This is a genomic window from Staphylococcus massiliensis (assembly GCF_043186315.1).
In the GTDB taxonomy this organism is placed as follows: Bacteria; Bacillota; Bacilli; order Staphylococcales; family Staphylococcaceae; genus Staphylococcus; species Staphylococcus massiliensis.
Genome location: NZ_CP171119.1, coordinates 2,123,923 through 2,135,680, shown reverse-complemented (window position 1 = coordinate 2,135,680; position 11,758 = coordinate 2,123,923). Strand labels below are relative to the sequence as shown.

Genomic DNA, 11,758 nt, shown 5'->3' with positions numbered 1-11,758 from the left:
GCTTATGTATAAAAATATTTTATTAGCAGCTGATGGTTCTGATAACAGTTACCGTGCTGCAGAAGAGTTACTCAATTTTATAGATTCTAAGACAAGCGTCACGATTCTCAATGTTATAGATGTAGATGATTCAAAGAATGATGTACTACATCAAACACCAGGTTCCAATTTAACCAAAGCGCGTGAACAAAAGCTATCACGCATTGAGGATTTATTCGAGGATAATGATGTAAACTTTGATTTCAAATTTTTACATGGCCAACCAGAAGATGTTGTTGTTAAAGAAGCGAATTCTGGCTTATACCAATGTGTAGTTTTAGGCAATCGTGGTTTGAATCGATTTCAAGAAATGCTTCTAGGTAGCGTCTCTCATAAAGTTGCTAAGCACGCTGATATACCAGTTATTATCGTTAAATAAGGCCAAGACTATATCCTGCCACTTGAGGCAGGATACTTTTTTACATAAAAAAAGCACCCTAAATGGGTGCGGCTCTTATCCTTTTGAGGTAATAATATACCAAATCATATTAGTCGATATGATTTGTGAATTGGTTGTAGACACCAAGTGCCCGCTTCACATTCATCATCTCAATATGGTGTGGCATGTAAGCTTTACGACAATACAATAATATATCTGATGGTAATGTCGCATCTCTAGGAAAATTAGCGTCTTGGTTTATCCAAGCAACCAATTCACCAAGGGGCGTATTATCACCATCAAAAGATTGCATATATTCGTAAAAGCTCATAGATTCACCTCTTTTTTCTAGAGCCGATGCCTATTATATCATATGGATACAAGCTGTTGTGGCTCAATTTTACAATTTTTAACATAAAAATATGCTTCAACTTAATATATTTACGAACAATAATGGCAAGAGCTTTTTGATACGATCGACGTAGTTAAAAGTACGCTTTAGGTTAGGTATTTGATAAAATAGACGTAAACGAATTAAGAAGGAGAGATCATCGTGGAATATAATTACCCAATTGATTTAGATTGGACTAATGACGAAATGATGGCAGTCGTTTCATTTTTTAATTCGATAGAAGCGTATTATGAAGACAAAGTTGAACGCGATGTCGTCTTAGAACGCTATAATCAATTTAAGAAAATTGTGCCAGGTAAAGCTGAAGAGAAACAGATATTTAAAGAATTTCATAAACGAAGTGGTTTTGATAGTTATCCTGTCGTTAAAGAAGCAAAAGCGCATGAAGCGGGTTCGATCTTACAATCTCATAACTAAAAATTACTTCTTGTAAAGAAAGCTGTATTTTGGTATTTTTATAAAGCATTATGGTATGTTTTGTAAAATAAATCTAAATACAGCTTTTTTATGCATTCGTATCATAGACTAAACAACATGAAAATGGAGGGAATCATGAACCAATTAATTCAACTACGAGATGTTACTAAGACGTTTCATCATACGGATGTATTAAAAAACATCACCATTGATTTTAAAAAGGGCTTTTTCTATACGATACTAGGACCCTCAGGTTGTGGGAAATCAACGTTACTTAATTTAATCGCTGGTTTCGAAAGACCTAATACTGGCGATATTTTATATAATCAACACATTATAAATCATGTACCAGCGCATAAGCGCAAGGTGAACACAGTATTTCAAGATTATGCCTTGTTTCCGCATCTTAACGTGTATGACAATATTGCTTTCGGTTTAAAATTGAAGAAATACGCTAAACAAGAGATTCAATCTAAGATTAATGAAGCACTTAAGTTAGTTAAATTAGAAGGTATGGCTGACCGTATGATTCAACAACTAAGTGGTGGTCAGAAGCAACGTGTCGCGATCGCGCGGGCAATCGTTAATGAACCTGAAGTTCTCTTGTTAGATGAATCGTTATCGGCGCTTGATTATCATCTTAGACAAGAGATGCAATATGAGCTTAGGGAACTTCAATCAAGGCTCGGGATTACGTTTATATTTGTGACCCACGATCAAGAGGAAGCGCTTGCCTTGAGTGATTATATCTATGTACTGAATGAAGGTCGCGTTGCGCAATTTGGTACGCCAAAAGCCATCTATGATGAACCTTTGAATAAGTTTGTTGCACAATTTATCGGAGAGTCTAATATTATCGAAGGCAAAATGATTAAAGATTATAAGGTATCATTTAATCAAAATGTCTTTTCATGTGTGGATAAAGGTATTGCGCCTGACACAAAAGTTGAAGTGGTGATTCGCCCTGAAGATATTACATTTGTACCAAAGCGTCAGAGTGTGATTCATGTAACGATTGATTCACAACTCTTTAGAGGCGTACATTACGAGATTTGTTGTTACGATCAGTTTGGTCAAGAATGGATTATTCAATCGACGAAAAAGGCTACGATTGGTGACGAAGTAGGCCTTTATTTCGAACCTGAGGCGATTCATGTCATGGTTCCTAACGAATCTCAAGAAGCCTTTGATCGACGAACGTCAAATGGTGAGGTAGGCGTATGACGAAACATTTTAAATGGCTCACATTTACACCTTATCTCATTTGGATGGTACTCTTTATTATCGTGCCGCTTCTGTTACTGATTTATTATTCGTTCATTGATATTAATGGCAACTTCTCTCTAGCGAATTATAAACAGGTCTTCTCACCGAACTATTTAACGATGTTTAAAGATTCTTTATTGTATGCGTTTATGATAACAGTGTGTTGTTTGGTCGTAAGTTTTCCACTTGCTTATTTCCTAGTTCAATCTAAACATCAACAATTACTTTTGCTACTTATTATTATGCCAACTTGGATGAATTTACTTCTGAAGACTTATGCGTTTATTGGTATTTTCAGTCATGATGGTATTATCAATCGATTTTTACAGTGGATGCATGTACCTGCTTTGGAAATATTATTTCACGCGCCTAGTTTTATTATCGTTGCTTCATACATATATTTACCGTTTATGTTATTGCCGATTTATAATCATATGAATCAAATTCCGGATGTATATTTGAAAGCTGCCAATGATTTAGGTGCGAATAAGTGGGTGACTTTCACTAAGATTATCATGCCTTTAACGAAAGAAGGCGTCAGAGCTGGGGTTCAAGTTACGTTTATCCCGGCGCTCTCGTTATTCATGATTACGAGATTGATAACAGGTAATAAAGTGATCACAATAGGTACTGCGATAGAAGAACAATTTTTAGTGATTCAAAACTATGGCATGGGAGCGACTATCGCCATCGTATTAATCGTGTTGATGTTTATCATATTAAATATCACGAAATCATCTAAAGAAAGTAAAGAGGTCTAACATCATGAAGTGGTATGGAAAATTATATGTGTCGCTCGTACTCTTATGTTTATATGTGCCGATTGTTGTGATGATGGTGTATTCCTTTAATAGCGCGGGTTCTATGACGGGCTTTAAAGGTTTTACGTGGTCTCATTACGAATCACTCTTTCAGAATAAACGCATGCTTCAAATCGTATTGAATACCATTGCTGTCAGTTTATTATCTTCAAGTATCGCGACGGTGATTGGTGTATTGGGAGCGATAGGGATTTACCATATATGCAACCAACTTATGAAGCGTTCAATACTGTCTATGAACCAAGTATTGCTCGTATCTTCGGACGTCGTGATAGGCGCGTCATTCCTAGTTTTATTTACAGTGATAGGGAATTTGACTGGTCTTCATTTAGGCTTTTGGACGGTTTTAATTTCTCATATCGCCTTTAGCATTCCAATCGTCGTTATCATCGTGTTGCCAATGCTTTATCGTATTAACCAAAGTGAATTTCTAGCATCTGAAGATTTAGGAGCTTCACGCACTGAAACGTATCGCTACATTGTGTTGCCTCAAATTTATCCAGGTGTTCTAAGTGGCTTTTTAATGGCATTAACGTATTCATTAGATGAATTTACAGTGAGCTTCTTTGTAACGGGTAATGGCTTTAGTGTCCTATCTGTCGAGATTTATGCGATGGCAAGACGTGGTATTAGCCTTGAAATTAATGCACTTTCTACCATTATCTTTGTGATTATCATGGTGATGCTGTTTGGTTATCATATTTTAAAAGGCCTTTTAAAGAAGCGGTCGCTAACCCTTAACGAGAAGGGGGTTACGCGATGAAACGCTATATCACGTTAATAATAGGATCATTCTTGATTGGCGTATGTTGTTTACTCTTATCAAAAGCCCTTGATCAACAACACACGAGCAGTAAGCAAGAGAAGTTATTTGTGTACAACTGGGGCGAATATATTGATCCAGATTTAATCAAACAGTTTGAAAAGGAAACGGGTATTAAAGTTATTTATGAATCGTTCGATTCCAATGAAGCGATGGAAGCGAAACTTCGCAATGGCGGAACGCATTATGACGTGGTATTTCCAAGTGATTACACGGTAAATAAGCTTAAGAAAGACGGCTTATTACTACCGCTTAACCACGATAAGTTAAAGCACTTAAAAAATATTGATTCAAATTATATGAATATGTCATTTGATAAAGGGAATAGATACGCCGTTCCCTATTTCTTTGGGACAGTTGGCATATTGTATGATAAAGATAAGTATTCGGATATGACGTTTAACTCATGGAATGATCTTTTAAAACCGCAATTAAAGCAGGATATTCTGTTGGTAGATAGTGCGCGTGAGATTGTCGGAATCGCGCTCAATATGAATCACGATAGCTTGAATACGACGGATCCTGAAAAGTTAAAGGAGGCGCAACTTAAATTAGCGAAGCTTGCGCCTAATGTTAAAGGTGTCGTTGGAGATGAACTTCCGTTGATGCTTGAACAACAGGAAGCACATGTCGCAGTGGTATGGAGTGGCGTTGCGATGCCTATCGTAACTGAAAATGATACGTATCAATATGTCGTTCCTCAAGAAGGTTCGAATTTATGGTTCGATAATATGGTAATTCCTAAAACGAGTCAAAATGTCGACGGTGCACACCGTTTTATAGACTTCTTGTTAAGAGAAGACGTTAGTGCTCAGAATACAGAATGGGTTGGTTATGCGACGCCGAATCGTGAAGCTTTAAGACATTTACCGCAATCAATTCGAAATGATAAACGTTTTTATCCATTAAAAGCTGAACAATCAAAGTTAGAAGTATATGAAGATCTTGGAAAATATTACGTAAATGAATACAATGAGATGTTTTTAAATTTCAAAATGTCACTTGATTAACTATTGGAATGTATATATAATATTTTTTTAATTGTTTCTTAACTGTAAATGTAGTTATAATAAAGTATGAAGCTTTGTTTGAATGGAATAGATTTAAACAAGTTAATAAGGAGTGGAAGTCATGTCAGGAGAACATTATACACAGATAAAGCGTCCTGTAAGTAGACTTGCCGAGAAAATATTAGGTTGGTTAAGTTGGATTATCTTACTGTTACTGACGTTTGCTGGAATGTTTCTAGGGTTAGTAACGTTTAGTAACGACGCTTCAATTGCTAAATTGGAACAATCTTTAAATAATAGTTCTTTCTTTCAAGATGTCTTTGCGCAGAATAATTTGAATACAACTCAAGTTGTTATCTTTTTCCAAAATGGTGTATGGCTGATTATCGTGTACTTAATCATTTGTTTATTAATCACATTTTTAGCCTTAATCTCAATGAATATTCGAATTTTATCAGGCTTATTATTCTTGCTCGCAAGTGTGGTTACGCTACCGTTTATTATCTTACTTGTACCCGTGTTACTTTTTATCGCAGCTATCATGATGTTTGCGCGTAAAGCTAAATATGTCACGGTACCTGCGCGTTATGGTGAACGTGATGTTTATGATGAGCGTCCTTATCACCATGAAAAGCCAAAAGCTAAAGATAACAATCGCAATGAGTATGATAGAAATCGACAAGATACTTATGAAGAACCTGAGAAAACAATGGTTATGAATCGACAAGATATCGAAAAAGAAACACGTGGTGACGCACAAGAAGCAGACGAAACGCCACAAGTTTTATCACGTCAACAAAAATACAATCATAAACCAGTAAAACCTAAAGATGAGAAAAAAGTTGAAGCTACGAAACCTTCTGAGGAAGATAGCTACGAGCGTCAACTAGAGCGCCAACGTGAACAAGCGCGTCAGAAAGAAATGGAAGAACAACGTTTACATCAACAACAAGCACTGAGAGAAGAAAAAGAACGTGCTAAAGCAGAACGTAAAGAGCGAAAACGACTTAAGAAAGAACAAAAAGCGAAAGAAAAAGCACGTCGTAAAGCGCAAATGAGTGCTGGCGCGACGCGTAGAAAGAATTACGATGATCGATTAAAGATGCAAAAGGATCAGGAGAAAACAGATTCTGACGAAACGAAATAACGTCAAACGTTCACATTTGAATAACTTATTTTCAATTTAATGTTAATGATTTCGAGAAATGGGAATGTAACTAATAAGTTACATTCCCATTTTTAGATTGTTTAAAATCTGAATATTTAAAAATGTGAATGCAATTAACAATATATGTTTACATAGAAGCGTAGACATATAAGGAGGGAAATTATGGATAGACATATTGAAAAAACGGTTGAAAAACCAATCAAACGTACAGTCGAGAAAATTTTAACCTGGCTTGGTATTATTCTAGGAATTATAGCGCCAATTATTTATTGGTTAATGAAGCAAAGTTCTCAAAGTAATGAATTTAAAGAACAATTCAAAAAGAACATGGAAAGTAATCAAGACATGCAATCTCAAAATGTGAACCCATCTGAAGTTGCAGATATGATGGCAGGTTTAGGTAACTTTGGTTTAATTACATCGCTAATCTCATTACTATTAGCATTAATCGCAGCATTTATGTTCAAGAAACGTGTTCTTGCAGCAACTTTATTAATCATCGCTGCTTTATTAGCGCTTGTATCAATCAACTTACTATCAGCGATTTTATTCTTAGTTGCAGGTATTATGTTACTTGTACGTAAGAATAAGAAGAAGACAGTTTATGAAGGTGCGAATGAACGTCGTTATGATGAACGCCGTGACAATCACGTAAGAGATAATCGTTATGATGATAGAAAAGACAACCGTGTAAACAACGATCGTACACGCGATGACTATAATAATCGTCGTGAAGATGTACGCCATGATAACCGTGATAACGGTCGCCGCAACGATCAAGATAATTTCCAAGATAACCGTCGTGACAATGACTATAAACGTGGTTATGTTAAAGATACGCACGGTAAAGAAACATTTGCGGATGGACGCAATGTTGGTACAAACCGTGATAATGATGGTTACAAAGAAGATACACGCTTAAAAGATAATCGTCGTAATGACAAGTTCAACGATGGTCGTAACATTAAAGAAGAAGACCGCTATGACAATGGTTTTAGAGATGGTCATAACGATAGCAAATCTTTCAAAGATGGTCGCAATAGTGGTTTCCAAGACGGACGTCGTGATAACAAAGGCTTTAACGATAGTCGCAATAATGGTTTCCAAGATGAACGTCGTGATAATAAAGGTTTCAACGACAGCCGTGACAATGGTTTCCAAGATGGACGTAGCGACAACCGCTTCGAAGACAACGTAAACCGTGACAACGATGGTTATAAACAAGATTCACGTTTAGACGATAACCGTCGTAATGACAAATTCAATGATGGTCGTAACATTAAAGAAGAAGACCGTTATGATAATGGTTTCAGAGACGGTAAAAAAGACGACCGTTATAGATATTAAGGTCAGATTTAAGGCTAGAGCTTTGCTCTAGTCTTTTTTTATGACTTGAAATTGCTTCTAATGAGGCACGTATTTACTAGCATTGATTACGTTAGTCGCGTGAATGATAGGTTAACTTGATGTGACTTTTCCCAATAGAAAAAGCCCATCACATACTACGTTGTAAAGAAGCATGTGACGTGCTTTATTGAGTCATTATGCATAGAACTTAAGTAAATGTTCGAAAGTGTCTTCTAAGAAAGCAATGAATTTTTTGTCGCTTTTTAAGTGTTCTGACTGAGGCGCAATCGTACGCGCGATAAAGAATTCTCCTTTTTTAACGTTTTTAACGCGATCGATTGCTTTATCAAGTGCTTCATCTGAGTAGTCTTTGATTAAGGCCTTTTCCTTAGTGAAATGATCGAGACATAAGCGATAATCATCTGGTAAAGCTTTGATTTCATCTTTACGCTCTTCGAAGACTTTGGCATGTTCAGGTTTTTCCTTAGCTTCGTGCATCACGCCATACATGACAAATAATTGGTCTTCGAATAGTCCGATTTGAAAGTGGGGCTGCATCTTGTAGCCACGTTTATTAGTCGCGAACGCTACCCAAGTATCGTTAGGAGGGTTAACTGTTCGTCTTGCGTGTTTTGCAACATGTGGATAGAAAACTTCGCCAGTTTTCGTTTCAAGTAATTCTGAAAAGTAATCGCCAAGCTGATGTAATTGTGGTCTAAGTTGTGATTCGATTGCTTCCATGCGTGCTTCAAGTCCATCTAATTGAAATACTTTGAAATCTTTAGGTTTAAATGTGTACTTTGTCATTTATGAACCTCCCGTAAATGATTACTTGTATTTTAGCATATTTCAGGTGGTGAAATCTTTCATGATACTCCTTTTCATGTATAATAATAGACAATAGGAGATGAGTACATGTTGTTATATGATTTTGCTAAAACAATCATTTTAGAAGCGGGAAATAATATTAGAACATGGATGAATGAAGACATTGATATTGAAACTAAATCGAATCCTAATGATTTAGTAACGAATGTCGACAAAGAGACCGAACAATTTTTGGTTCAAAAAATTCATGATCATGACCCATCACACTTAATCGTCGGGGAAGAAGGTCATGGCCATGACTTAACAAATGTCGAGGGAACGATTTGGGTAATCGATCCTATCGATGGAACGCTTAATTTTGTGCATCAAAAGGAAAACTTTGCGATTTCAGTAGGCATCTTTGTTGATGGCGAGATGTATGCAGGTTTTGTATATGATGTCATGAAAGATCGTTTATATCATGCTAAAAGTGGCGACGGTGCTTACGTAAATGACCGTAAGCTACCTATATTAGAGGATGCTTCCGTTGGACGTAATCTTATTGCGGTTAATCCGAATTGGTTAACGAAACCGAAGTTGTCACAATTATTCCATCCAATCGTAAATCAATCTCGAAGTGCGCGTGCATATGGATCTGCTGCGTTAGAGATTGTTTATGTTGCGACAGGGCAGTTAAGTCTTTATATGACGCCAAGACTTAAGCCGTGGGACTTTGCAGGTGGTTGGATTATTCTAAAAGAAGTGCAAGGTAAGATAACGAATTTAAATGGAGACGATATCTCTATTTTAGAGCCAAGTTCTATTTTGGCTGGAAATCATTTAGCGCATCATGAGGCACTCAGCTACTTCAAAGCAAACCATCAAGATGTGCTAGACGCCATTCATTCATAAAAAAGGACGAGCTAAGGACATAATTTACAATTCTCTAAAAACAGCATGCTTTCCTGGGGCGCGGCCGGAGCCTGTAGTCTCCGGACTCACGCTACTCCCCTAGGAGTCAGCTGTTTAGAGAATTGTAAGAAATAAAGCTTAAATGCTCTATTTCACATTTATTGTCCTAAGCTCGTCTTATTTATTTATACCTGTAAAAGGGTAAATAGTAATAGCTTAATTAGAGCCAATCATTTTCACGATACTTTTTCTTTAAGGTGAAGCCAACTCCAAATGTTGCAACCATTAATATAAATGTTAAAATCATCATTGGAATATTGCTTGCGCCTAAACTAAAGCTAAACATTACTAAAAAGAATACTGCAATTAATGCAAGTATGAAAAATATAGTTTGAGACTTTTTCATGACCAACCCACCTTATTATATTCTTTTGATGATTATATGATATAATAAACGAGTTGCAAAAGAAAGTGTCAATTTACTTAAGAAAGGAATTTAACGTATGACAAATTTAAGAGAAGATATCCGTAATATCGCGATTATCGCGCACGTTGACCACGGTAAAACAACACTAGTGGATGAGTTATTAAAACAATCTGGTATTTTCCGTGAAAATGAACATGTTGAAGAACGTGCAATGGATTCGAACGATTTAGAAAAAGAACGTGGTATTACAATTTTAGCTAAAAATACTGCGGTAAACTATAAAGATACGCGTATTAATATTTTAGATACGCCAGGACATGCTGACTTTGGTGGCGAAGTTGAACGTATTATGAAAATGGTAGACGGTGTTGTTCTTGTTGTCGATGCTTATGAAGGTACAATGCCTCAAACACGTTTCGTACTTAAAAAAGCTTTAGAACAAAACCTAAAACCAGTTGTAGTTGTAAATAAAATTGATAAACCATCAGCTCAACCTGAAACAGTAGTTGACCAAGTTTTAGACTTATTCATCGAGTTAGAAGCGAACGATGAACAATTAGACTTCCCAGTTGTTTATGCTTCAGCAATTAACGGTACTGCAAGTGCTGATCCTGAACAACAAGATGAAAACATGGAAGTATTATATGAAACAATCGTTGAACATGTACCAGCTCCAAAAGATAACAGTGACGAGCCTTTACAATTCCAAGTAGCGTTACTTGATTATAACGATTACGTTGGGCGTATTGGTATCGGTCGTGTGTTCCGCGGTACGATGCGTGTAGGTGAACAGGTATCGCTTATTAAATTAGACGGCTCGATTAAAAACTTCCGTGTAACGAAAATCTTCGGTTACTTTGGTTTACAACGTCAAGAAATCGAAGAAGCAAAAGCTGGTGACTTAATCGCAGTATCTGGTATGGAAGATATCAACGTTGGTGAAACTGTTACACCTCAAGATCATCAAGAAGCTTTACCAGTCTTAAGAATTGACGAACCGACACTTGAAATGACATTTAAAGTAAATAACTCGCCTTTTGCTGGACGTGAAGGTAAATTCGTAACTGCACGTCAAATTCAAGAACGTCTTGATCAACAATTAGAAACCGACGTTTCTTTAAAAGTAACGCCAACTGATGCACCTGATGCTTGGACAGTAGCAGGTCGTGGTGAATTACACTTATCTATCTTAATTGAAAATATGCGTCGTGAAGGTTTCGAATTACAAGTTTCTAAACCTCAAGTTATCTTAAAAGAAATTGACGGCGTTATGCACGAACCATTCGAACGTGTTCAATGTGAAGTGCCAGAAGAATTCTCTGGTGGTGTCATTGAATCATTAGGTCAACGTAAAGGTGAAATGGTAGACATGGTTACGACTGATAACGGTCTAACACGTTTAATCTTTAACGTTCCGGCTCGTGGTTTAATTGGATATACAACAGAATTTATGTCTCAAACACGCGGCTATGGTATTATTAACCATACTTTCGATGAATTCCGCCCGCGTATCAAAGGTCGTTTAGGTGGCCGTCGTAACGGTGTTCTTGTTTCAATGGATAAAGGTAGCGCAACTGCATACGCAATCATCGGTTTAGAAGACCGCGGTACGAACTTCATGGAACCAGGTACTGAAGTGTACGAAGGTATGATCGTTGGTGAGAACAACCGTGATAATGACTTAACTGTTAATATCACAAAAGCCAAGCAACAAACTAACGTGCGTTCAGCTACTAAAGATAACACTGAAACGATGAAAAAGCCTCGTATCTTAACATTAGAAGAAGCTTTAGAATTTATTAATGACGACGAATTGGTAGAGGTTACTCCTGAAACAGTTCGTTTAAGAAAGAAAATTTTAGATAAATCAGCACGTGAAAAAGAAGCAAAACTTATTAAACAATTAATGCAAGAAGACGAATAATATTAT

Annotated in this window: 13 protein-coding genes; 10 read left to right on the top strand and 3 right to left on the bottom strand. The window is 36.6% G+C overall.

Annotated features, from left to right (window positions below; genetic code table 11):
• Positions 1–4: 4 nt before the first annotated feature.
• Positions 5–418, top strand: coding sequence for a universal stress protein (locus tag ACF3N8_RS10290; protein ID WP_009383635.1), 414 nt, complete (start codon positions 5–7; stop codon positions 416–418).
• A gap of 109 nt (positions 419–527) precedes the next feature.
• Here ACF3N8_RS10290 and ACF3N8_RS10285 read toward each other — a convergent pair whose 3' ends face one another.
• Entirely contained in the window at positions 528–749 is a 222-nt protein-coding gene (locus ACF3N8_RS10285) for a YozE family protein (RefSeq protein ID WP_009383633.1), read from the bottom strand.
• A 222-nt stretch (positions 750–971) separates the two neighbouring features.
• Here ACF3N8_RS10285 and ACF3N8_RS10280 point away from each other — a divergent pair, with 222 nt between their 5' ends.
• The 7 genes from ACF3N8_RS10280 to ACF3N8_RS10250 all read left to right on the top strand — a co-directional run bounded on the left by ACF3N8_RS10280 (position 972) and on the right by ACF3N8_RS10250 (position 7,682).
• Positions 972–1,247, top strand: coding sequence for a UPF0223 family protein (locus ACF3N8_RS10280; RefSeq protein ID WP_009383631.1), 276 nt, complete (start codon positions 972–974; stop codon positions 1,245–1,247).
• A gap of 135 nt (positions 1,248–1,382) precedes the next feature.
• Positions 1,383–2,471 (top strand): ABC transporter ATP-binding protein, encoded by a 1,089-nt coding sequence (locus ACF3N8_RS10275; RefSeq protein WP_009383629.1) that lies wholly within the window; start codon positions 1,383–1,385, stop codon positions 2,469–2,471.
• Positions 2,468–3,274, top strand: coding sequence for an ABC transporter permease (locus tag ACF3N8_RS10270; protein ID WP_009383627.1), 807 nt, complete (start codon positions 2,468–2,470; stop codon positions 3,272–3,274). Before ACF3N8_RS10275 ends, ACF3N8_RS10270 begins: the two co-directional genes overlap by 4 nt.
• Before the next feature lie 4 nt (positions 3,275–3,278).
• The gene (locus tag ACF3N8_RS10265; protein ID WP_009383625.1) at positions 3,279–4,097 is read left to right on the top strand and encodes an ABC transporter permease; all 819 of its coding nucleotides are present in this window, start codon (positions 3,279–3,281) and stop codon (positions 4,095–4,097) included.
• The gene (locus tag ACF3N8_RS10260) at positions 4,094–5,167 is read left to right on the top strand and encodes a PotD/PotF family extracellular solute-binding protein (protein ID WP_009383624.1); all 1,074 of its coding nucleotides are present in this window, start codon (positions 4,094–4,096) and stop codon (positions 5,165–5,167) included. Before ACF3N8_RS10265 ends, ACF3N8_RS10260 begins: the two co-directional genes overlap by 4 nt.
• 121 nt (positions 5,168–5,288) lie before the next feature.
• Positions 5,289–6,314, top strand: a complete 1,026-nt coding sequence (gene auxB, locus ACF3N8_RS10255; RefSeq protein ID WP_009383622.1) for a lipoteichoic acid stability factor AuxB — start codon at positions 5,289–5,291, stop codon at positions 6,312–6,314.
• Between the two features lie 183 nt (positions 6,315–6,497).
• Complete coding sequence (locus tag ACF3N8_RS10250) at positions 6,498–7,682, top strand: DUF4064 domain-containing protein (RefSeq protein WP_009383620.1); 1,185 nt, start codon at positions 6,498–6,500, stop codon at positions 7,680–7,682.
• Positions 7,683–7,877: 195 nt separating this feature from the next.
• Here ACF3N8_RS10250 and ACF3N8_RS10245 read toward each other — a convergent pair whose 3' ends face one another.
• Complete coding sequence (locus tag ACF3N8_RS10245; RefSeq protein WP_009383619.1) at positions 7,878–8,489, bottom strand: YktB family protein; 612 nt, start codon at positions 8,487–8,489, stop codon at positions 7,878–7,880.
• Positions 8,490–8,597: 108 nt separating this feature from the next.
• Here ACF3N8_RS10245 and ACF3N8_RS10240 point away from each other — a divergent pair, with 108 nt between their 5' ends.
• Positions 8,598–9,401 (top strand): inositol monophosphatase family protein, encoded by an 804-nt coding sequence (locus ACF3N8_RS10240; RefSeq protein ID WP_009383618.1) that lies wholly within the window; start codon positions 8,598–8,600, stop codon positions 9,399–9,401.
• 220 nt (positions 9,402–9,621) lie between these two features.
• Here the strand turns inward: ACF3N8_RS10240 and ACF3N8_RS10235 are convergent, their stop codons facing one another.
• Positions 9,622–9,813, bottom strand: coding sequence for a DUF5325 family protein (locus ACF3N8_RS10235; RefSeq protein WP_235044505.1), 192 nt, complete (start codon positions 9,811–9,813; stop codon positions 9,622–9,624).
• Positions 9,814–9,904: 91 nt separating this feature from the next.
• Between ACF3N8_RS10235 and typA the strand changes: the two genes are divergently transcribed.
• Positions 9,905–11,752 carry a translational GTPase TypA gene (gene typA, locus ACF3N8_RS10230; protein ID WP_392449901.1) on the top strand — a complete coding sequence of 616 codons (1,848 nt, stop codon included), beginning with the start codon at positions 9,905–9,907 and terminating at the stop codon, positions 11,750–11,752.
• Positions 11,753–11,758 lie beyond the last annotated feature (6 nt).

Coding starts and splice junctions, on each gene's coding strand:
- ACF3N8_RS10270 (WP_009383627.1), top strand. CDS start 2,468: ATGACGAAACATTTTAAATGGCTCACATTTACACCTTATCTCATTTGG.
- ACF3N8_RS10250 (WP_009383620.1), top strand. CDS start 6,498: ATGGATAGACATATTGAAAAAACGGTTGAAAAACCAATCAAACGTACA.
- ACF3N8_RS10275 (WP_009383629.1), top strand. CDS start 1,383: ATGAACCAATTAATTCAACTACGAGATGTTACTAAGACGTTTCATCAT.
- ACF3N8_RS10245 (WP_009383619.1), bottom strand. CDS start 8,489: ATGACAAAGTACACATTTAAACCTAAAGATTTCAAAGTATTTCAATTA.
- ACF3N8_RS10240 (WP_009383618.1), top strand. CDS start 8,598: ATGTTGTTATATGATTTTGCTAAAACAATCATTTTAGAAGCGGGAAAT.
- auxB (WP_009383622.1), top strand. CDS start 5,289: ATGTCAGGAGAACATTATACACAGATAAAGCGTCCTGTAAGTAGACTT.
- ACF3N8_RS10290 (WP_009383635.1), top strand. CDS start 5: ATGTATAAAAATATTTTATTAGCAGCTGATGGTTCTGATAACAGTTAC.
- ACF3N8_RS10260 (WP_009383624.1), top strand. CDS start 4,094: ATGAAACGCTATATCACGTTAATAATAGGATCATTCTTGATTGGCGTA.
- typA (WP_392449901.1), top strand. CDS start 9,905: ATGACAAATTTAAGAGAAGATATCCGTAATATCGCGATTATCGCGCAC.
- ACF3N8_RS10265 (WP_009383625.1), top strand. CDS start 3,279: ATGAAGTGGTATGGAAAATTATATGTGTCGCTCGTACTCTTATGTTTA.
- ACF3N8_RS10285 (WP_009383633.1), bottom strand. CDS start 749: ATGAGCTTTTACGAATATATGCAATCTTTTGATGGTGATAATACGCCC.